Source organism: Rickettsiella endosymbiont of Xylota segnis, assembly GCF_964019545.1.
GTDB lineage: Bacteria > Pseudomonadota > Gammaproteobacteria > Diplorickettsiales > Diplorickettsiaceae > Aquirickettsiella.
Window position 1 is genome coordinate 892,998 of sequence record NZ_OZ026451.1, and the last position, 20,438, is coordinate 913,435.

Sequence of the window (20,438 nt, forward strand, 5' to 3'; positions counted from 1 at the left end):
CCATCATACTACCTAAACCTTATGTGTTAGATCTTTAAATGATGGAACCCATAATACTATCCAGTTGTTATTGTTTTATAAACTTATTTTATTACAACTTAACTTAATTTTTTTTGTGTCGAAAACCCAGCTAAACTAATCGCAAATTTCCGTAACGCATGCACGCGGGTTGCCTCGGCTTGCTTGCACCAATCCTGTAAGGCTTCTAATAGCTCGCGCTGCGTCGCCGTCGTACGACCCCAAATCGCCTGGAGTTTTAGACGATATTGATACACTAAGGCTAACATATGATGATTATCCATCACTTCAGCAATCTGCTGTTTACCTTCATCGTTTAACAAAGACTCGGTACGAATTAATGCAACCTTAGCGCGCTTTAATAAAGCTTTACTGCTCGTATTTGCTTTTAATTTTTCTTCCTGTAACACGGGTAATAACACTTCGCGACTATAACGCGCCAATACTTGAAAGCGATTGGTAATTAATGCAGCTAAGGTATCCGAATCAACCAATGATTTACCGGGAATATTCTCAAGTTTTGGTGATACCCGTTTAACCTTAGATAAACCTAAAAATTGTAATAAGCGAATATAAACCCAACCCAAATCAAACTCCCACCATTTCACCGAAAATTTAGCGGAGGTTGGAAAGGTATGATGATTATTATGTAATTCTTCACCACCAATAAAGGCGCCTAATGGAATGATGTTACGCGCCGCATCAGGGCATTCAAAGTTTCGATAACCCCAATAGTGACCAATACCATTCACCACACCGGCAGCAAAGAATGGAATCCAGGCCATTTGTAAGGCCCAAATGCTAATCCCAGGAATACCAAATAGAACCAGATCAATGACAAACATTAGCGCAATACCTGCCGCACTATGTTTGGTATAAACATGTCGCTCTAACCAGTCATCGGGTGTTCCTTGACCATAACGATCCATCGTATCCTGATTTTTCGCTTCGGCACGATATAGTTCAGCTCCTTCAAAAAATACTTTTTTAATACCTCGGGTTTGCGGACTATGCGGATCTTCATCCGTTTCACATTTAGCATGATGTTTACGATGGATAGAGACCCACTTTTTGGTTTCCATTCCTGTGGTTAACCAAATCCAAAAACGGAAAAAATGACAGATGGCTGGATGCAATTCCAGCGCACGATGTGCCTGAGATCGGTGTAAATACACCGTGACGCCCACGATAGTGATATGCGTCAAAATCAATAAAGCAACAACATAACCCCAGAATGATAAATTCAATACGCCGTATAGTATTTCCACAGTAACCTCTTGTATTTTAATGCTATTACTCTTCGCACGTAAATTTTTTGTCTGTGTTGCCGTTTAATTCGCAATCCTCATATATCTTGAATACATTCCGGTTGCTCACTACACGGTCCACTCTCAAAAAAATTTAATTGCTGTGAGTATAATCAAAAACTTTTTTATAAAATTTAATTTTATTCTTATCCTTCTTTGTATTCTATTAACTTAACCACTTTTTTCACGCCCGAAGAGTCTCTCGCTATCGATACCGCTAAATCTGCTTGCCTAGCTGTCGCTATCCCCAATATATACACCACGCCGTCTTCAGTAACTATCTTAAAATTATTGGATTTAAGTTCTCTATTAGCAAACATTTTGGTTTTAACGGCGGAAGTAATGCCCACATCTTGAGCGCGTCGATACACCGTCGTCGGGATGCCTAGCACAATTTCATTAAATACCCGTCGCACTTGTGGGATGCTTTTGGCATAGTGTTCTGCCCTAGCCTTTAATTCCTCATCATAGGCCTGGCCGGTTAACAATATCACCTGATTGTAACTCACCGCAGCAATATGTGTTTCTGCATTGAGTACCGGATCATTAGCCAATTTTCTGTTGATCCTAAAGTTAATTTCCTCATCAGATTTAATCGTATTAATAGGACGTGGATCCGTCACTAAACCACCTGTCGTTGCGCTACCGGCCACAAAAGCACCCGCCAGACAACCTTGTAACCCCAATGATAGGATTAAAATAACAAAGATTTTTCTCATTTCGTTTCCTAGCCTCAATAAACAGGATGCTTAATAGTAAAAAAAACCGCCTTGGCCAGCCATATTAATTGACTGGGAAATAAACCTAGAACGAGGAGTAGTATAGCATTAATACTCAATGCAAGGTAGGCATCCGGCGCTATTAATAAAGGCGATATAGTGGGTTCAGGCTCTTCAAAATACATCACTTTTATCACATTAATGTAATAATAAGCCCCAATAATAGCAAAAATAATCGCTAATGTGGCTATCCATAGTAAGTTTACTGAAATTAGGGCTTCCAAGATACCTAATTTAGCAAAAAAGCCTATTGTAGGTGGAATTCCTGCCATAGAAAACATCGCCAGCAGCATCATCAATGCTAACCAAGGGTTACGTGCATTCAATCCCCTTAAATCGCTAATATGCTCAATCTGACCTGATTTGCTCATAACCACTATTAAACCAAATGCAGCTAAGGCCATCAGGCCATACGCCAACATATAGAAGAGGCTCATCGCATAACCCATCGCCGTACCCGCGACTAAGCCGAGCAAGCCATACCCCATATGAGCTATAGCCGAGTAAGCCAGCATACGCTTTAAATTGCTTTGCACGATAGCCACCAAATTACCTAAACTAAAGGATAAAATAGCGATAACGGCTAATAAGGGCTGCCAATAGCTAATTAAGCTAGGCATTGTGTCCACTAACAAACGGATTGCCAGCGCTAAACCGGCTATTTTAGGAGCTGCACTGATAAACAGCGTGACTGGCGTGGGTGCACCTTGATAGACATCTGGAACCCAAAGTTGGAAAGGTGCGGCCCCGATTTTAAATGCAATACCTGCCAATATAAAAACAAGTCCCGTGCTAAGCAATACATTGGATTGTCCTCCTACCAGTAAAGCCTGATGTATCGTAGGCAAAATTAAAGAATGCGTAGCGCCATAAAATAACGAAAGACCATACAAGAACAAACCGGAAGCCAATGCACCTAAAATAAAATACTTCATCGCTGCTTCGGAGCCCTGGCTGGATTGACGTTGTAAAGCCACCATCGCATACAGCGGAAAGGATAATAGTTCGAGGCCCAGATAAAGGCTTAATAAACTATTCGCCGACGTCAATACCAACATACCTAAAATAGAAAATAGACCTAATAAATAATATTCACCTGAATGGATTTGCAGTCTTTTAATCGCATCGCGCGCGTAGACAAAAGCAAATAAGCTGAATACTAAAATGCATAACTTAATAAAATAAGCAACTAAATCCCAAGTAAAATGTTGATAAAACAATAATTGCGCCGGTATGCGGTGCAAATGTATAACTAACGCCAGCGTAATAACTAGACTCATTTGCGTTGCTATATAGGTAAGCAAACTGGATTTCTGTTGTACAAATAAATCAATTAGCAGAATTACACAGGTCATCAGCAGTAAAGCGATTTCAGGAAGCGCAGGAAATTGAAGTAGTTGTTGTAATATCATCATAATTTAGTTTGCAAACTCCAATGTAAAACCGAGTCTATCGAAGCATGCATGATCGTCAATAAAGGCGCTGGATAAATACCGATTATAAGAATGGCGAATGTTAATAAAACAAACACCAATTTTTCAAAACCATGTATATCACTACTTTGAGCAAGCAAAGGATTAGTAATTTCACCAAAAAATACGCGCTTGTACATATAAAGCGTATAAGCGGCACTCAATATCATTGTGGTAGCCGCAATCGTGGTAATCCAAAAACTGGCTTGCATCGCACTGAGGATGATCATAAATTCACCGACAAAACCCGATGTGCCTGGCAAACCGACGTTCGACATGGCAAATAACATGAAAAAAGACGCCAATAAAGGCATGCTGGTGGCAAGACCACCATAATCTTTGATCTGGCGACTGCGAAATCGATAGGCCAACATCCCCACGGCTAAAAACATCGCTCCTGAGCTAAAAGCATGGGAAATCATCTGTACCATCGCCCCTTCTAAACTCATATAGGCCATTAACGTATTATGACTCTGTTTCATGATGGCAAATAACATAAAGCAACCCAGTACTACAAAGCCCATATGCGCGATTGAAGAATAAGCAATCAGGCGTTTCATATCCACCTGTGCCAATGCCACCAAACCAATATAAACGATAGCGATCAAAGCCAGCGCTATCATAAAACCATCTAATAAACGGCTCGCATCTGGAACTATCGGCAATGTAAAACGCAGAAAACCATAACCACCGAGTTTCAACATTAATGCTGCCAATACCACAGAACCACCGGCGGGTGCTTCTGTATGCGCATCAGGTAACCACGTATGTAAAGGCCACATCGGAATCTTTACCGCAAACGCAATTAAAAAGGCGACAAAGATCCATATTTGCACAGGCATGCTGAGGGGTATTGGATAAAAATGCGCAATCAAAAAGTCATGCTTTGGGCTATGCACACCGAGATACAGTAAAGCAATCAACATGAGTGCTGAACCGAAAAAGGTATATAAGAAAAATTTTATCGACGCATACGAACGATTGTCACTACCCCATACACCAATACTCAAATACATAGGAATCAATATCGCTTCCCAAAATACATAAAATAAGATCGAATCGGTTGCAGCAAACGTCCCTACCATCATGCCTTGCATAAGTAAAAATGCTGCCATATATTGCGCAACGCGCAGATTAACACTCCGCCAGGCCGCTAAAATAACCAGCAAAGTAGTAAACACCGTTAATATAATAAGTGGTAAAGAAATACCATCTACCCCTAAGCTGTAATTAATATTGTAGACAGTAATCCAAGGGATATTCTCTTGAAATTGCATACTGCTTAAAGCAGGATTGAAATCCAAATACAGCGGTATGCACAACAGCAGAGTAATCAGTGAAGTCATTAAAGCAATAACGCGCGCACGTTGCGGATAACGATCACCATTAAATGCAATCGCCAACACACCGCCAAGCACTGGCAACCAAATAAGTAAACTTAATAAATGGCTGTGTAGGAACGAACCGAATTGAGAGCCTAAAGTTAACAACATTCTTATATTACAATGAGTTTATAGGGAATAAGCCAATAAAAAAATAATGATTCCAAGCACCATAATGAATGCATACTGGTAAATATACCCAGACTGTAAACGACGCAATACATTGGAAAGCCAACTGATACGTCTTCCTGAGCCATCAATCAATTTCTCGTCGAGTACCTTCGCATCCAGATTAAAAAATAATTTCGCCAAACGTCGACCTCCATTCGCAAATACCGCTTGATTAAAAGCGTCAAAGCCATATTTGTTCATTAAAATTTGATACAGACACGAAAAATGTTTTTGCGCCCAAGCTGGAATAGCAGGAAATTGTAGATAACAAAACCATGCCAATACAATACCAATACCCGAAAAAATAGTCGCTGTACTTAACAAATGCTCAGTGGCCATTAGTTTATGGTGGGGTAGCACACTAAGACTACTCGCGAGTAAACCCGGAACATTTAAAAAAGACGGTACTAAAAGAATTCCTGCAATAGCAGACGGGATAGCTAACACAATTAAGCTCAATTTAACGATCGTCGTAGTTTTTTGATAATGTTTTACCGGCTGGCGTGCTTGGGTATGAAACACTAAGAAAAAAGCACGGAAAATATAAAAAGCCGTCACCATTGCACCGATTAACACACAATAATACGCATAAGATGCTGCGGGTAAAGTGGATACATGAACGGCATCAATAATGGCATCTTTTGAATAAAAACCTGAAAAAGGCGGTAAAGCAGCCAAGGCTAATGCACCGACTAAAAAACAAGCATACGTCATCGGCATGACTTTTGCTAAGCCACCCATTTTACGAATATCTTGCTCATGATGCATAGTTAAGATGACTGAACCTGCGGCTAAAAATAATAAAGCTTTGAAAAAAGCATGCGTCACTAAGTGAAAAATACCTGCCGCATACGCTGAAGCGCCTAAGCCGACCATCATATAGCCCAGTTGCGAAAGCGTAGAATAAGCGATAATGCGCTTAATATCATTCTGAACGATCGCAACAAAGCCCATAAATAAAGCTGTAGTCGCACCTAAAATTAAAATAAGATTTAACACACTCGGTGCGTATTCATATAAAGGTGAAAGCCGTGCCACTAAATAAACACCCGCTGTGACCATCGTTGCCGCATGAATTAACGCTGAAATAGGTGTAGGACCTTCCATAGATTCGGGTAGCCAAACATGTAAAGGTATCTGTGCAGATTTCCCCATCGCGCCAATAAATAACAGGAAACAAATAACAGCGATCAACGAATACGAAGTATGTGGAAAAATACTGATAGTGGCGTTTTTGAGTGCAGGCGCGGCATGGAAAACTTGGTAATAATCTAAACTACCAAAATAATTAAATAATAAGGCAATACCTAAAAAGAAACCGAAGTCACCGACGCGATTAACCAAAAATGCTTTTAGACTTCCCACACTCGCCGCTTCGCGTTTAAACCAAAAACCAATCAACAAATAAGAAACTAATCCTACTGCTTCCCAGCCAAAAAATAATTGCAGAAAATTATTCGCACTCACTAACATGAGCATTGCAAAGGTAAATGCCGACATATAGCTAAAAAAACGCTTATAACCCGGATCGCCTGCCATGTAAGTGACGCTATAAATATGCACGATCAAAGAGATAAACGTTACGATGAGAAACATCACCACCGTTAATGGATCAATTAAAAAACCGATATTAAAGCGAAACTTTCCCGTTAAGTCCCATAAATAAAGATTTCCGTCATAAGCGCCGCCGTGTTGAAAAAAGAGTTGATAGGCAAAATACAGCGATAAAATCAACGATATGGCTACGCCTAAAATGGTCACCGTATGCGCTAAGCGATTACTGATACGTCGACCACCTAAGCCAGCAATTAATGCGCCTGCTAAAGGGAATAAGACTAATGCAAGGTTGATTAACTGATAATGACTCATTACCAACTACCCCTTTAAACGATTTAAATCATCGACTTGAATGCTATGTCGGGTACGGAATAATACAATCAGGATGGCTAAACCGATCGCCGCTTCCACGGCCGCTACTGCCAACACAAAAAAGACAAACACTTGACCGGATAAATCAGCAAAAAAATGTGAAAAGGCGATAAAATTCATATTCACGGCTAATAATAGTAACTCGACACACATCAGTAAAATAATAATATTTTTCCGATTGATCATCACGCCTAGTAAACCCAAGCTAAATACCGTAGCGGCGAGTATTAAGTAATAATTTAATGGAATCATTTTTTTTTCTCGGCTGGCATTTTTATAATTTGTAATCGATCCGAAGCTTTAACCTTCAATTGCAATTCAGGTGCGATCGCTTTATTCAAACGTTTTTCTCGGAAACTTAATGCAATCGTGGCAATAATTCCCACCAGTAATAAAACCCCGGTAATTTCAAACGGATAAGCATATTGCGTATAGAGTATATCGCCTAAAGCTTGTGTATTACTTGCTTGTGCAGACAACGCTACGAGTCCTGTTGAGCCGGAAAGTGGATATACCGCATAAATAAGTAATGCCAATAAAATCAGCACACTGACTACAGCAGGGAACCAGTAACGCACGAATCCGTATTGTTTTTCAGCGTTATCAATATTCAAGGTCATAATGACAAATAAAAATAGCGTCATGACCGCTCCGACATACACTAAAACCAAGATTAAACCTAAAAATTCAGCTTCTAATAATATCCATAAAGCAGCAGCAGAAAAAAAGGCCAATACCAAAAATAACGCGCAGCGCACCGGATTACGAGAAATGATCGTCATCAATGCAGCAGCAATAAGCAATATAGCAAAACCAAAAAAAGCAAATTGTTGTAGAAGCATTATTACCCTATATTTTTTACATTTTATAATTCTTCCGAAACTCGTGGTTCCGGCTGACTATTCTCATAAGGCTTAGCCCTCCCCGTTTTAGGCTGTCACCTACTTTAGAGATACTTCACTTGCAAAATGGCAGTTTTAGGGCTCCTAGCGTGAGGCATTGCCTTACCTATCCTATTTCTGCAAACCTAACTCTGCGAGTCATAGGTTAAATGCTAGCATTCTAAATGACCACTCTATGCATAGCAACTTCCTATTAAAAATTTTGACTTCAAAGCCATCGACGCTCGCTGAAACTAAGCCCGCTCTGTCCTCTCGCCAAAAAAGCTATTATCCGAGCTTCAATAATACGTACACTTCAGCGTCATTAGAATAGGATCATTTTGTCTATTTTAATGCTGGCTTAGGTTTTTTTTAACTTTTTACCTGTTGCCTAGCTTACATTCTGCAATGTTAGATAAGCAAAATTTAATAAAAAAACTGTTAGTATTACAACAATAATCTAATACATAAGTAAAAAACTTTATGCCTAATTTAAAACCTAATATTCAAGAAATTTTTCCCCTAAACGAGGAGGAAGCTAAGAAGTTAACCAGTAAAATAAAAAATCAGCCTATGTGTATTCCTTATAAAGTAGGAAATACAGTTCACTTTTTAACGCCTTCTGTTAAAGACGATAATCATCATCTTAGAGTCATATGTAGTGATAAAAAAAGGTTAAATAAATATTTTATAAACCCAAAGAGAAAGTTTTTTAAAAAGACTTGCTCCAAAAAAGGTGCAAATGTTGAATTAAAAGATTTGCAAGATCATTCTGTATGCTTGATCAATTATAAAGAAGATTATACTGATAAAATGGAAGATTTTATTGATAAAATAAAACAATCCAAAGAAAATTTTTATTATGCTCTTTTAACTGAGTTTACAGAGATTGAAAATGAAATTAAAGAAGAATTCAATGACTTAAAAGAAGAACTTAATAAATTAAAAACAAAATGGGCGCTCTTTATTGCAGAAAAGTCAGTTGATAAAGTAGGAATACATTTAGAACAAGCAGGAAAAACGTTCAAAAAAAATTTGAAAACTGAAACAGAAGACCTATTGCAAAACCTACACGATAAAATTAATTCTCAACCAAATAAAGAACCGCAAAAACAGTTTAGAAAACGAAAATTTTGTAAAACCTATGATGAATTAAAAGTATTCAATTCCGCTTGCGAGATATTTAATAAAAACGACATACAAAAAGGAATGATTTATTATTTTTATAAAGAAAAATTTTACTGTATTTACCAAGGAGATGATAATTACCTAACTGCCTGTGATAGTTTAATTGCATTGATGAACCCACAAAGCTTGGCTATACAAAACCAGAATCCTCATGATTCCTTAATTAAAAATCAAAATACTCTGACAAGAAATCACAGGGAAAACAATATCCAATTATTCAAAAAAGCTTTGATTGTGGTCAGTATTCTTGTCACTGCCGGTCTCATTGGCGCTTTCATTGCCGCCGCGACTGTTTTATTCTCTCCTTTTATTGTATTAGCGTTAATCCCTGTACTTGGGATTAGCAGCTTAGGTTTATATAAAGTTTGTAAAAAGACAGAAGTTGTCTCTGTCGACAATTCTTTATCTCAACAACGACCAAAGTTCAACTCCAAATATCTGCAAGGTAAAGTAATAGGTAACATCGATGCCACTTATCCTGCTGGCCCTTCTCATGACGCAAAGGCAGACAACAATCCGAAGCCAAATGATGATAAGACAACTACAGTAAGTTTTAAGGCCAGGTAATTTTTAACATCAGAGTGTGCAAGGATGCACATGTAAAAACATCGTTGAAAATAATCTCTAAAAACTAATCAGCCTTCTTACCGATAAGGAGCATCTTCTTTCCTTTCTTCCGCTATCTGCTTCTCATACTTATCACCAATAGCCAACAATTTTTCTTTGGTCATAATTTCCTCGCCACGATTTTCAAAATGATAATGTGGAATATTGGTCTCGACGATAGCATCGACTGGACAGGATTCTTCACAAAATCCACAATAGATACATTTAAACAAATCGATCTCATATAAGGTCGTACGTCGTGAACCATCATCGCGTGGCTCTGCTTCGATGGTAATCGCCAACGCGGGACAAACGGCTTCACATAATTTACAGGCGATACAGCGTTCCTCGCCATTAGGATAACGACGTAAAGCATGTAACCCGCGAAACCGCACTGAACGGGGTGTTTCTTCTTCGGGAAATTGTATGGTGACCTTTTTCTTAAAAAAATGTCGGCCAGTCACACCTAGTCCTTTAAAAAGTTCCCAGAGTGTAAAAGTTTTAATGAGTTGTACTATTTTTCTTAACAAGTTCATGCGCTAAACCAAGGACCCCATTTAAATTGTACGGCGACAGCAACAACCCCTATCCAAACTAAAGTAACTGGAATTAACACTTTCCAACCCAAACGCATCAATTGGTCATAGCGATATCGAGGAAAGGTCGCTCGCGACCAAATAAAAAGTCCTAAAAAACCAGCCATTTTTATAAAAAACCAAATAATACTAGGAACCCAAATCAATGCCTGGTTTAACACCGCAATACCTTGAAAAGGTGATAACCAACCACCTAAAAATAATAAGCTGGCAATCGCTGAGATTAAAATCATATTCATATATTCAGCGAGAAAGAATAAAGCAAAACTAACGCCTGAATATTCAACATGGAAACCTGCCACGATCTCAGATTCGCCTTCAGCTAAATCAAAAGGTGCGCGATTGGTTTCAGCAATTCCGGAAATCCAATAACAGACAAACAGCGGTAATAAAGGTAGCCAAAACCAATGTAAAACTCCCCCTTGTTGACGCAACACAATATCATGTAGATTCATGCTGCCCGCCGCTAATAAAACGCCCACAAACGCAAAACCCATGGCAATTTCATAAGAGATTGTTTGCGCAGCCGCACGTAATGAGCCTAATAAAGCGTATTTCGAATTCGTTGCCCAACCGGCGATTAAAATCCCATACACACCCAACGAAGTAATCGCAAACAAATACAGCACACCCGCATTAATTTGCGTTAACGCAAGACCTTCGCCAAACGGTATAACAGCCCAGGCGGCTAACGCCGGCGCGATGGTAATAATGGGAGCTAAAATAAATAGATAACGATTCGAAGCAGTTGGAACAATAATTTCTTTGGTAATTAACTTAATAACATCGGCAATCGGTTGTAAAAACCCTAAGGGTCCCACCCGATTCGGTCCAATACGGGTTTGCATATAACCAATCCCTTTACGTTCAATAAAGGTTAAATACGCAACCATCAGTAATAAAGGAATAGTAATGACAATAATTTTAATTAGGATCCAAATTAATAAGAGTAAATCATTCAGCATAGAGATTAACTACTCCAAATGATTCACCCAAGGCAGTGGTTTCTTCACAACCTGCGGCAATATAAACGCAATTATCAGGAATACCCGCTTGTATCGATAAAGGTAATAAAGCCTGCCCTGCTCCTTGTTCAATACGAATGAGTTGACCGGAAATAAAATTTAATTCATTGGCTAATGCGGCATTCATGGCAACAGTAACCGGCGCGTTGCTGGCTGAATGTTGTAATGCTAAAGACCGACGTACCAAACTATCAACACTATAGATAGGCCATTCACTGATACGCGTTAGATTTTTCGCACTGGAGTGACTTTTATTTCTACCCTGTTGCCCACAGGACATGTGTTTTTGTGTTACTTGTTTATCCAGCTGAACTACATTAGGCACTGCGAGATATTCTAATAATACCGGTTCTAATTCTTCACGAATAAAAGCATGATCCGAGCGATTAAAATCGGCTAGTTCCAAACTATTACCTAATGTCTGTAAGATTTCCCATGCAGAACGTGCTAAGCCTAGCGGCGGTATTGCTGCTGAGAAGGTTTGCCAACAACCCGCCGTATTGATAAAACTACCTTGAATTTCAGCAAATGTTGCCATCGGTAAAATAACGTGCGCATGATCGAGTAGGGATTGCGCTTTAAAAGCTGATAAAGCCAGTACAAAATCGGCTTGCTTTAATGCCTTACTAACACCCTGCGGATTAGCGCAATCTAGAGTTGGTTCGACATTCAGTAAAATAAACGCACGTAAATCCGCATTGATCATCTCAGCTGCGGATAAACCGGGTTCAGCGACGGATACACCGCACGGAGCACGATGTGGTATAGCACCGGCTAACCAAGCACCCACACTATTCGCACCTTCGGTAAAAGTCACACAGCGCGCGCCAGTTTGACGCGCTATAAAATCTGTTAATGTTCTAATTAAACTGGCTTGTGGATGATTCTGCGCTAAGGCACCTAAAACAATCACTGTATTTTCTGAAGCTTTTAATTGTGCAACTAAATCACTTTGACGAGTGTTGGATGTAATCTCTGCAAATGCTGCCAAAGATTGATTGTCATCCAAGGCTTTAGCAATACCTAATAAAGTTGGTACGAATTCTTCCGGACTCACACATCGATTTTCATGCAATGCAAAAGGAACATGCATATCCACACAATGTAGGCTAGCAATTTTTGTACCGACTAAATTCGCTTTACGTAAACGCTGTGCTGCAATCGGTTGTTCGCGCCGAATATTGGAGCCAACCAACCAAACGAAAGATGCTTTTTCTAATGCTGACAAAGTTAAACCAGGCGGACATAGTGGTGCTTGCATTTGATCCGATACATCGGTTTGATGTAAGCGATGATCAATATGCTGAGTACCCAAACTACGCAATAATTTTTGGAAAAAATAAAATTCTTCGGTGGTATTCGAAGGTGAAGCTAAGCCCCCAATGGCTTGCGCACCCTGTTGTTTCAGAATTTTTTTAAATTCCAGCATCACTTTCTCTAGTGCAGTTTCCCAATCGACAATAAACCATTGTCCATTTTCTTTAATATGCGGTTTGGTCAAGCGTTCTTTACTATGAATACCGAGATAACTATATCGATCCCGGTCCGATAACCAGGTTTCATTGATCGCTTCATTTTCTCGTGGTACTGCGCGCATCACTTGTTCGCGACGAGTATGTAAATAAATATTCGAACCCAAACAATCATGTGGTGCTATCGAAGCGGATTGTTGTAATTCCCAAGCACGCGCGGTAAAACGAAACGGTTTCGACGTCAGCGCACCCACCGGACAAAGATCAATAATATTTCCCGATAATTCGGATTCCAAACTATGTTTGATGTAGGTACTGATTTGTAAATCTTCGCCGCGATTGAGTGTACCTAATTCTTTAATTCCAGCAATCTCCTGACCAAAACGCACACAGCGCGTACATTGTATGCAACGTGTCATTTCAGTGGAGATTAAAGGTCCTAAATTGTCATCTTTGACAGAACGTTTACCTTCAGTAAAACGTGATAGCGAGGCACCATATCCTAAAGAAAGATCTTGCAGTTCGCATTCGCCACCTTGATCACAAATAGGACAATCCAAAGGATGGTTAATCAATAAAAATTCCATCACCGAACGTTGCGCTTCTTTAGTTTTTGCTGAGGTAGTATAAACTTTCATCCCCGCTGTTACTGGAGTCGCACAAGCGGGTAAGGGTTTTCCAGATTTTTCAACTTCGACCAAACACATACGACAATTAGCAACGATAGAAAGTTTTTTATGATAGCAAAAACGTGGAATATAAATGCCGGCTTTATCAGCCGCTTCTATTATGGTTGCATTTTGTTCGACGTGTAGTGTACGACCATCTATTTCAATATCTATCATATTTCTTCTCGACAAATTTGCTTGATTTCATTGTTGAACACCTGGCTCCGGTCCTCGCCAGTCGTTCGCCGCGAACACAAACAAATTTCTGTGTTTGAAAGAAAACTAATTCTCATGGGCATCACCTACCGGACAACGCTTATGTTCAATATGCTCAATAAAATCATTCCGAAAATGTTTAATGAAACTTTGTACCGGCATCGCCGCCGCATCGCCTAAGGCACAAATGGTATGCCCCATAATCTTCCCTGCCACACTATCTAATAAATCCAGATCACTCATCCGCCCTTGCCCGTGTTCTATACGGTGCAACACACGCCACATCCAGCCGGTTCCTTCACGACAGGGAGTACATTGACCACAGGATTCTTCTTTATAAAAATGCGCAATACGCGTTAAAATTTTTACCATGCAAGTCGTTTCGTCCATGATGATCACTGCTCCTGAACCTAACATCGAACCCGCTTTAGCAATCGAATCATAGTCCATCGTCGTATTCCACATTGCTTCTGCTGTTAGCACCGGCATAGATGATCCACCTGGAATCACTGCTTTCAAGTTCCTGCCTTCTTTCATTCCACCGGCAAGTGCTAATAATTCTTTAAATGAAATACCTAAAGGCACTTCAAAATTACCCGGTTTATTAACATGCCCAGTCACACTAAATAATTTACAACCTCCATTGTTCGGTTTTCCTAATTCTAAAAACCACTTCCCACCTTTTTGCAAGATCACCGGAACGGAAGCTAAGGTTTCAGTATTGTTTATCGTTGTGGGACGGCCATATAAACCATAATTCGCAGGAAAAGGGGGTTTAAAACGTGGAAAACCTTTTTTTCCTTCTAAGGATTCCATTAAAGCGGTTTCTTCACCACAAATATAAGCACCAGCGCCCAAATGGTTATACAGTTGAAAATCAAATCCGGAATCTAAAATATTTGTGCCCAAATAGCCTGCAGCAATAGCCTCTGCGATAGCGGTTTCACAACGCTCAAAAGGCTCATAATATTCACCGCGTATGTAATTATAACCCACACTAGCGCCCATCACATAAGCAGCAATCGCCATCCCTTCAATCAATTGATGCGGATTAAAACGTAAAATATCTCGATCTTTGCAGGTTCCAGGTTCCCCTTCATCGGAATTACAAAGAACATATTTTTGACCCGGAGCACCGCGCGTAATAAAGCTCCACTTTAAGCCAGTGGGAAATCCTGCGCCGCCACGTCCGCGTAAACACGAGAGTTTCAATTCAGCAATAATTTGTTCTGGCGGGGTTTTTTCCTTTAGGATCTTTTCCCAAACTTGATAACCACCCACACGCCGATAATTTGCTAGGCTCCATGGCTGGTCAAACTGTAAAGTACGGAAACAAATTTCATTCGCCATCTAAGTTATCCAAGATTTTATCTAATTTTTCGGGTGTTAAATCTTCATAATAACGATGTCCGATATGGACTACTGGGGCGTTTGCACAGGCACCTAAGCATTCGACTTCACGTAGGGTAAACTTTTCATCCGCTGTGGTTTCACCGAATTTAATTTGCAAACGATTTTGCAAATGCGCGACGATTTTATCGCAACCGCTCAGCATACAAGATACATTGGTACAAACCCCAATCTTATGTCGACCTATCGGTTTGAGCTCATACAGCGTATAGAACGTGGCTACTTCATAAGCAGTCACACGTGACATTTCTAAATAATCGGCCACTGCATCAATTAAATCTTGGGATAAATAACCACCATTATACTCCTGCGCCAGCATCAAGCCAGGTAACACGGCCGATTGCCTACGATGCGGCGGATATTTCTTGGCCCATTTCTCAATAGCAATTTTTAAATCTTCAGACAGTACGCTGTTGTTATTCGTCACTTTCTTCATCGATCGATTTCACCAAATACGATATCAAGGCTGGACAGTATGGCGACTAAATCAGCAATCATATGCCCGGAAACCAATTCATTTAAAGCCGCCAAGTGCGGAAACCCAGCTGCGCGTATTTTAACCCGATAAGGCTTATTTGCGCCATCCGAAACCATATAAATTCCAAATTCACCTTTAGGATGTTCTATCGCGGCATACGCTTCACCGGGCGGTACGCAATAACCCTCACTAAATAATTTAAAATGATGAATAAGTGATTCCATATCCTCTTTCATTTGCAAACGCGTCGGCGGCACCACTTTATGCTCGGTCAATGTGACAGGGCCTGGATTAGCGCGTAACCAACTCACACATTGTTTTATTAATGCGTTTGATTGGCGCATTTCTTCGACGCGCACCAGATAACGATCATAACAATCGCCTTTGCTGCCTATCGGTATATCAAAATCTAATTCATCATACACTTCATACGGTTGCTTCTTACGTAGATCCCAAGCAACACCTGAAGCGCGTAAAATTGGACCGGTACACCCTAATTGTAAAGCACGTTCCGCCGTTAAAACACCAATGCCTACGGTTCGTTGTTTCCATATGCGATTATCGGTCAACAACGTTTCATAATCGTCAATTAATTTAGGAAACCGTGTAATAAAACTTTCAATAAAATCTAATAAACTACCCTCTCGATTGGCATTCATCTCACGTGTTTCTTTTTCATTATGCCATTGTGAGGGTTTATACTGTGGCATTTTATCCGGTAAGTCACGATATACACCACCCGGTCTATAATAAGTTGCGTGCATACGCGAACCTGACACCGCCTCATAGCAGTCGATTAAATCTTCGCGTTCTCGAAAGCAATATAAAAAAACCGTCATCGCACCGATATCTAAGGCATGTGCACCTAACCACAATAAATGATTCAAAATTCGTGTAATTTCATCAAACATAACGCGAATATATTGAGCGCGTTTCGGAGGCGTCACGCCTAACAATTTTTCTATCGCCAACACATACGCATGCTCATTACACATCATCGAAACATAATCTAAGCGATCCATATAACCAATACTTTGATTATAGGGTTTAGATTCAGCTAATTTTTCGGTCGCCCGATGCAATAAACCAATGTGTGCATCCGCCGATTGGATAACCTCTCCATCTAGTTCTAAGATCAAGCGCAATACGCCATGTGCAGCAGGATGTTGTGGACCAAAGTTTAATGTGTAATTACGAATTTCAGGCATGCAACATTCACTCTGGTTTTTGATGGAAACAGGTTAGGATATCTTCATTCGTTGTTTTGCGAATGGTTTTTGGCACTAAAGTACGTGGCGTCACCGTGACCGGTTGATAAATAACTCGTCCCTCGGTTGCATCATAACGGACCTCAACATGTCCCGTTAACGGAAAATCTTTACGAAAAGGATGGCCAACAAAACCATAATCGGTTAACAAACGTCGCAAATCTGGATGTCCGTTAAAAAAAACACCATACAAATCAAACGCTTCTCTTTCATACCAATCTGCAGCTGGCCATAGTTTAATGACAGACGGCACTTGCGGTGGTTCGCCGCTAGCAAAAACACGCAAACGTAAACGCTGATTGTGCGTGAGAGATAAAAAATGATAGACCACTGCAAACCGTGGCTTTGTCCAAGCGACGGGGTGTAGATCACCGGTATTATCAACGCCACGTTCAAAACCAGTTAGCGTGGAACGTTCAGTCGTCCATTCGCTGATGCCATACTCAGCATAGTCCACGACACAAATATCCACTAATAATTCAAATCTAAAATCCGCTTCATCACGTAATGCTAAACAAACGGCATGTAACTCCTCAGCAGAAATCTCTAAACTGATTTCATCACGCTCAACGGTTATTTCTCGAATAACAGAATCAAAGCGTTGGTTTATTTTTTGCAGTTGCAGAACAACGTCTGACATAGTTTACGTACGCTCAATAAAGTGAGTTTTTTTTATTTTATTTTGCAATTGTATAACACCATACACTAATGCTTCTGCGGTTGGCGGACAACCCGGCACATACACATCCACCGGTACAATTCTATCGCAACCGCGTACTACCGAATAGGAGTAATGGTAATAACCTCCACCATTTGCACAGGATCCCATCGATATCACCCATCTAGGTTCTGCCATTTGATCGTAAACCTTACGTAAAGCAGGAGCCATTTTGTTACATAAGGTCCCTGCTACAATCATTACATCGGATTGTCGGGGACTGGGTCGAAATACCACGCCAAATCTATCCAGATCATAGCGTGCTGCGGCCGAATGCATCATTTCTACTGCACAACACGCTAAACCAAACGACATCGGCCATAAAGATCCACTGCGCGCCCAGCCGAGCAGCTTATCTAAGGATGTAGTGACAAACCCTTGTTGTTGTAATAATGGTTCTATTCCCATTGTAAGGCCCCTTTTTTCCACTCGTAGATAAAACCTATCAATAATAAACCCAAAAAGATCCCCATCGCTAGTAACCCAGGAAAGCCGATGCGTCTTAAAGAAACCGCCCAGGGAAATAAGAAAGCGGTCTCTAAATCAAAAATAATGAATAAAATCGCTACGAGATAATAACGAATATCGAAAGGCAAACGAGCATCGCTAATACCTGGAAAACCGCATTCATAGGAAGATAACTTTGCTGGATCCGGACGTTGCAAGCCCGTTAAGCGCCCGATGGATAAGGCCGCCACACCAATAAATAAGCCAAAAGCAATAAAAATGAGTATGGGAAAATAATTCTGTAGCATGGTTTTTTCGTTACCCCGAGCAAATTTGTCGCTAGTATACAACCTTCGGTGACTAAAATTCTACATGCATATTATTTCTACTCAATTGAATCTAAATTGACATCCTCAGTTCTGAATAATGCCTGGAAGCTTAGACACATTTTAGGAGTTTAAATGCTTGACTTCCTTTTGCTTTCACTAGTTGGAAATTAATTTCTTGCTTAAGATAAGGGACCTCTTTTAGGTAAAAAAATCGGGCCTTGCCCCACATAAAACTTTCACCTAAAATACTTTTTAATTCGTTGATTTTATTCCTATAATTTTATTTTCTTGTCCAAAAATTTAAGATGCTGAAAATTCATCGCGTCATAATGATCTTCCGCACATTCTTCCCTTTGAAGAGTGAATGTGCGGAATCAGGAAGCTTGGCGTAACGATAATCTCATGATGCAAACAAATTGGTGGGCTCGCTACATAAAAACCTATTTTGAGAGCGTATATAAATCTTTTCATTAAATTTTCAAAAAGTTCTTAAAGATTGAGCTGTGATTTAATAAATGCTAGGATAAAAAATATTAAAAAATTTTAAAGGAAAATAAAATGTGCCCTGAAATGGATTTTTACTATGGTGATCCTCTCATTATCCAACCCTTCCTAGAAGATTTCGATATCGAGTCATTTGAAAACGCTTTAAATCTCATTATTGATGGACAGTCAAATCCTCCTGCAGAGTTAATACAAATAAAACTGGCCCTTAAAAGCTATTTCGAAGAATGTAATAATGTTTTTTTAGCCAGTGAAAATATCCGACACTTTTTACTCATATGTATACTAACGAGCTTGCTTGCTTCAATAATTTTTTTGCTGGTAATCACGCCTGTGAGTATTCTCACTATTAGCTTAATTTGCTTTGAATCGTTGATATTATTTTCGGTTAACTTTTTTACCTTATATAAGCAGATGGAGGGATACGAACAAAAAATCGTTAAGGACGAGCTGCAAAAATGCAACTCACATTACCAGAAGAAATTAAACTCAAAATTTTTTACGTTAAGCTCAACTAACCTACGACAACAAATTTCTTGCCCTACCTCTACTCCATGTCTATTTCCCGCTCGAAAGATTCCACAAAATGCTGAATTCACACAAAATACAGATAAAAATTCATTAAATAATGATGAAAATCGTTTGTCTCCTATCGATGAAAACTCCTATGAAAGTTTAATTGAATCTAACGATTCCAGCCATTTGCTTTCTAATACTTTATAAAAGAAAATATTTTTTATATTAATAAACATGCTCTTTACAATCAATAAAGATAGCTTAAAATAAAGTTCAATCTTATTTCTTAACTATGAAAAAATTGGGTAATGACATGCTGCAGAAATGGATCGCTAGCTTAAGTTTGATCTTATTTTTATTCTTAATTGTATTTCAATCGGCATTCGCTAATGATGATTGTGCATGTCATCCTTTCGTCAATCCACATAGTCAACAGTACATAATAGGTTATGGATCGCTCATAGAAACTACATCAAAAAATGCAACCGATCCTCATAGCGGCATCAATAAACCCGTTTGGGTAGACCATTATCAACGCGGTTGGTTCTCTAAAGGTTTATCCGATGGATTTAGTACCACTTATCTTGGTGTGATTAAAAGTAAACATGCTCGCTTTAATGGCACAATTTTTAATTTACCAGCAAATTCATTCAAAAATTACGACGCGCGAGAAAAATATTATTGTCGTGTCTTGGTTACGCCGCATGATATTCACTTATTAACTGGGAAAAAATTACCACTAGGGCAGTTTTGGATCTATGAATTGAAACCCGATTTACTCGCTCCACCCTCTGCTCGGTATCCGATTGTCGAATCTTACGTCGATATTTTTTTAGCGGGCTGTTTTGAGATTGAAGAAAAATATCATTTAAAAAACTTTGCTGCTGCGTGTGTCAACACCACTAGCGATTGGTCATTGAATTGGGTTAACGATAGAATCTATCCACGCCGACCTAGCCTATATCAACCTCGAGCATTAATGATCGATAAGTTGCTGCAACAACAAATACCACAATTTTTTCAGCAAATAAAATTAGAATCCTATGCTGCTTAAGCAA

The 20,438-nt window shown here is 39.5% G+C and carries 19 protein-coding genes; 3 read left to right on the forward strand and 16 right to left on the reverse strand.

Annotation, left to right across the window (positions count from 1 at the left end):
- Nucleotides 1–98 precede the first annotated feature (98 nt).
- The 7 genes from AACL18_RS04085 to AACL18_RS04115 all read right to left on the reverse strand — a co-directional run bounded on the left by AACL18_RS04085 (nucleotide 99) and on the right by AACL18_RS04115 (nucleotide 7,900).
- Complete coding sequence (locus AACL18_RS04085) at nucleotides 99–1,280, reverse strand: DesA family fatty acid desaturase (protein ID WP_339051607.1); 1,182 nt, start codon at nucleotides 1,278–1,280, stop codon at nucleotides 99–101.
- Between the two features lie 191 nt (nucleotides 1,281–1,471).
- Entirely contained in the window at nucleotides 1,472–2,044 is a 573-nt protein-coding gene (locus AACL18_RS04090) for a BON domain-containing protein (RefSeq protein ID WP_339049493.1), read from the reverse strand.
- Between the two features lie 14 nt (nucleotides 2,045–2,058).
- Nucleotides 2,059–3,519, reverse strand: coding sequence for an NADH-quinone oxidoreductase subunit NuoN (gene nuoN / locus AACL18_RS04095; protein WP_339049494.1), 1,461 nt, complete (start codon nucleotides 3,517–3,519; stop codon nucleotides 2,059–2,061).
- Nucleotides 3,516–5,069: an NADH-quinone oxidoreductase subunit M gene (locus tag AACL18_RS04100; protein ID WP_339049495.1), complete on the reverse strand. Its 1,554-nt coding sequence runs from the start codon at nucleotides 5,067–5,069 to the stop codon at nucleotides 3,516–3,518. The genes nuoN and AACL18_RS04100 overlap by 4 nt, the downstream gene beginning before the upstream one ends.
- 18 nt (nucleotides 5,070–5,087) lie before the next feature.
- On the reverse strand, nucleotides 5,088–6,998 hold the full coding sequence (gene nuoL / locus AACL18_RS04105) for an NADH-quinone oxidoreductase subunit L (RefSeq protein ID WP_339049496.1): 1,911 nt from the start codon (nucleotides 6,996–6,998) through the stop codon (nucleotides 5,088–5,090).
- A 6-nt stretch (nucleotides 6,999–7,004) separates the two neighbouring features.
- A complete protein-coding gene (nuoK, locus tag AACL18_RS04110) occupies nucleotides 7,005–7,310 on the reverse strand; it encodes an NADH-quinone oxidoreductase subunit NuoK (protein ID WP_339049498.1) in 306 nt (101 codons plus the stop codon).
- Nucleotides 7,307–7,900 carry an NADH-quinone oxidoreductase subunit J gene (locus AACL18_RS04115; RefSeq protein WP_339049499.1) on the reverse strand — a complete coding sequence of 198 codons (594 nt, stop codon included), beginning with the start codon at nucleotides 7,898–7,900 and terminating at the stop codon, nucleotides 7,307–7,309. Before AACL18_RS04115 ends, nuoK begins: the two co-directional genes overlap by 4 nt.
- 522 nt (nucleotides 7,901–8,422) lie before the next feature.
- On the opposite strand from AACL18_RS04115, the gene AACL18_RS04120 reads away from it, so the two are divergent.
- Nucleotides 8,423–9,694, forward strand: a complete 1,272-nt coding sequence (locus AACL18_RS04120; protein ID WP_339049500.1) for a hypothetical protein — start codon at nucleotides 8,423–8,425, stop codon at nucleotides 9,692–9,694.
- 77 nt (nucleotides 9,695–9,771) lie between these two features.
- Here the strand turns inward: AACL18_RS04120 and nuoI are convergent, their stop codons facing one another.
- The 9 genes from nuoI to AACL18_RS04165 form a co-directional block, all read right to left on the reverse strand.
- A complete protein-coding gene (gene nuoI, locus AACL18_RS04125) occupies nucleotides 9,772–10,269 on the reverse strand; it encodes an NADH-quinone oxidoreductase subunit NuoI (RefSeq protein WP_339049501.1) in 498 nt (165 codons plus the stop codon).
- Nucleotides 10,266–11,294 carry an NADH-quinone oxidoreductase subunit NuoH gene (gene nuoH / locus AACL18_RS04130; RefSeq protein WP_339049502.1) on the reverse strand — a complete coding sequence of 343 codons (1,029 nt, stop codon included), beginning with the start codon at nucleotides 11,292–11,294 and terminating at the stop codon, nucleotides 10,266–10,268. The genes nuoI and nuoH overlap by 4 nt, the downstream gene beginning before the upstream one ends.
- Nucleotides 11,284–13,671 carry an NADH-quinone oxidoreductase subunit NuoG gene (nuoG, locus tag AACL18_RS04135; protein WP_339049504.1) on the reverse strand — a complete coding sequence of 796 codons (2,388 nt, stop codon included), beginning with the start codon at nucleotides 13,669–13,671 and terminating at the stop codon, nucleotides 11,284–11,286. The genes nuoH and nuoG overlap by 11 nt, the downstream gene beginning before the upstream one ends.
- 105 nt (nucleotides 13,672–13,776) lie before the next feature.
- The gene (gene nuoF, locus AACL18_RS04140) at nucleotides 13,777–15,060 is read right to left on the reverse strand and encodes an NADH-quinone oxidoreductase subunit NuoF (protein ID WP_339049505.1); all 1,284 of its coding nucleotides are present in this window, start codon (nucleotides 15,058–15,060) and stop codon (nucleotides 13,777–13,779) included.
- Nucleotides 15,050–15,556: an NAD(P)H-dependent oxidoreductase subunit E gene (gene nuoE, locus AACL18_RS04145; protein WP_339049506.1), complete on the reverse strand. Its 507-nt coding sequence runs from the start codon at nucleotides 15,554–15,556 to the stop codon at nucleotides 15,050–15,052. The genes nuoF and nuoE overlap by 11 nt, the downstream gene beginning before the upstream one ends.
- Nucleotides 15,553–16,806 carry an NADH-quinone oxidoreductase subunit D gene (locus tag AACL18_RS04150; protein WP_339049507.1) on the reverse strand — a complete coding sequence of 418 codons (1,254 nt, stop codon included), beginning with the start codon at nucleotides 16,804–16,806 and terminating at the stop codon, nucleotides 15,553–15,555. The genes nuoE and AACL18_RS04150 overlap by 4 nt, the downstream gene beginning before the upstream one ends.
- Before the next feature lie 7 nt (nucleotides 16,807–16,813).
- Nucleotides 16,814–17,506 carry an NADH-quinone oxidoreductase subunit C gene (locus AACL18_RS04155; RefSeq protein ID WP_339049509.1) on the reverse strand — a complete coding sequence of 231 codons (693 nt, stop codon included), beginning with the start codon at nucleotides 17,504–17,506 and terminating at the stop codon, nucleotides 16,814–16,816.
- Between the two features lie 3 nt (nucleotides 17,507–17,509).
- Nucleotides 17,510–17,992 carry a NuoB/complex I 20 kDa subunit family protein gene (locus AACL18_RS04160; RefSeq protein WP_422395876.1) on the reverse strand — a complete coding sequence of 161 codons (483 nt, stop codon included), beginning with the start codon at nucleotides 17,990–17,992 and terminating at the stop codon, nucleotides 17,510–17,512.
- Nucleotides 17,983–18,339 (reverse strand): NADH-quinone oxidoreductase subunit A, encoded by a 357-nt coding sequence (locus tag AACL18_RS04165; RefSeq protein WP_339049511.1) that lies wholly within the window; start codon nucleotides 18,337–18,339, stop codon nucleotides 17,983–17,985. The genes AACL18_RS04160 and AACL18_RS04165 overlap by 10 nt, the downstream gene beginning before the upstream one ends.
- Nucleotides 18,340–18,918: 579 nt before the next feature.
- Here AACL18_RS04165 and AACL18_RS04170 point away from each other — a divergent pair.
- Both AACL18_RS04170 and AACL18_RS04175 read left to right on the forward strand, forming a co-directional pair.
- A complete protein-coding gene (locus AACL18_RS04170) occupies nucleotides 18,919–19,587 on the forward strand; it encodes a hypothetical protein (RefSeq protein ID WP_339049512.1) in 669 nt (222 codons plus the stop codon).
- 106 nt (nucleotides 19,588–19,693) lie between these two features.
- The gene (locus tag AACL18_RS04175; RefSeq protein WP_339049513.1) at nucleotides 19,694–20,434 is read left to right on the forward strand and encodes a hypothetical protein; all 741 of its coding nucleotides are present in this window, start codon (nucleotides 19,694–19,696) and stop codon (nucleotides 20,432–20,434) included.
- Nucleotides 20,435–20,438: the final 4 nt, after the last annotated feature.

What these genes read in the sequence shown, in the direction of transcription:
- AACL18_RS04090 (WP_339049493.1), bottom strand. Translation starts at nt 2,044, where the DNA reads ATGAGAAAAATCTTTGTTATTTTAATCCTATCATTGGGGTTACAAGGT.
- nuoN (WP_339049494.1), bottom strand. Translation starts at nt 3,519, where the DNA reads ATGATGATATTACAACAACTACTTCAATTTCCTGCGCTTCCTGAAATC.
- AACL18_RS04100 (WP_339049495.1), bottom strand. Translation starts at nt 5,069, where the DNA reads ATGTTGTTAACTTTAGGCTCTCAATTCGGTTCGTTCCTACACAGCCAT.
- nuoL (WP_339049496.1), bottom strand. Translation starts at nt 6,998, where the DNA reads ATGAGTCATTATCAGTTAATCAACCTTGCATTAGTCTTATTCCCTTTA.
- nuoK (WP_339049498.1), bottom strand. Translation starts at nt 7,310, where the DNA reads ATGATTCCATTAAATTATTACTTAATACTCGCCGCTACGGTATTTAGC.
- AACL18_RS04115 (WP_339049499.1), bottom strand. Translation starts at nt 7,900, where the DNA reads ATGCTTCTACAACAATTTGCTTTTTTTGGTTTTGCTATATTGCTTATT.
- AACL18_RS04120 (WP_339049500.1), top strand. Translation starts at nt 8,423, where the DNA reads ATGCCTAATTTAAAACCTAATATTCAAGAAATTTTTCCCCTAAACGAG.
- nuoI (WP_339049501.1), bottom strand. Translation starts at nt 10,269, where the DNA reads ATGAACTTGTTAAGAAAAATAGTACAACTCATTAAAACTTTTACACTC.
- nuoH (WP_339049502.1), bottom strand. Translation starts at nt 11,294, where the DNA reads ATGCTGAATGATTTACTCTTATTAATTTGGATCCTAATTAAAATTATT.
- nuoG (WP_339049504.1), bottom strand. Translation starts at nt 13,671, where the DNA reads ATGATAGATATTGAAATAGATGGTCGTACACTACACGTCGAACAAAAT.
- nuoF (WP_339049505.1), bottom strand. Translation starts at nt 15,060, where the DNA reads ATGGCGAATGAAATTTGTTTCCGTACTTTACAGTTTGACCAGCCATGG.
- nuoE (WP_339049506.1), bottom strand. Translation starts at nt 15,556, where the DNA reads ATGAAGAAAGTGACGAATAACAACAGCGTACTGTCTGAAGATTTAAAA.
- AACL18_RS04150 (WP_339049507.1), bottom strand. Translation starts at nt 16,806, where the DNA reads ATGCCTGAAATTCGTAATTACACATTAAACTTTGGTCCACAACATCCT.
- AACL18_RS04155 (WP_339049509.1), bottom strand. Translation starts at nt 17,506, where the DNA reads ATGTCAGACGTTGTTCTGCAACTGCAAAAAATAAACCAACGCTTTGAT.
- AACL18_RS04160 (WP_422395876.1), bottom strand. Translation starts at nt 17,992, where the DNA reads ATGGGAATAGAACCATTATTACAACAACAAGGGTTTGTCACTACATCC.
- AACL18_RS04165 (WP_339049511.1), bottom strand. Translation starts at nt 18,339, where the DNA reads ATGCTACAGAATTATTTTCCCATACTCATTTTTATTGCTTTTGGCTTA.
- AACL18_RS04170 (WP_339049512.1), top strand. Translation starts at nt 18,919, where the DNA reads ATGTGCCCTGAAATGGATTTTTACTATGGTGATCCTCTCATTATCCAA.
- AACL18_RS04175 (WP_339049513.1), top strand. Translation starts at nt 19,694, where the DNA reads ATGCTGCAGAAATGGATCGCTAGCTTAAGTTTGATCTTATTTTTATTC.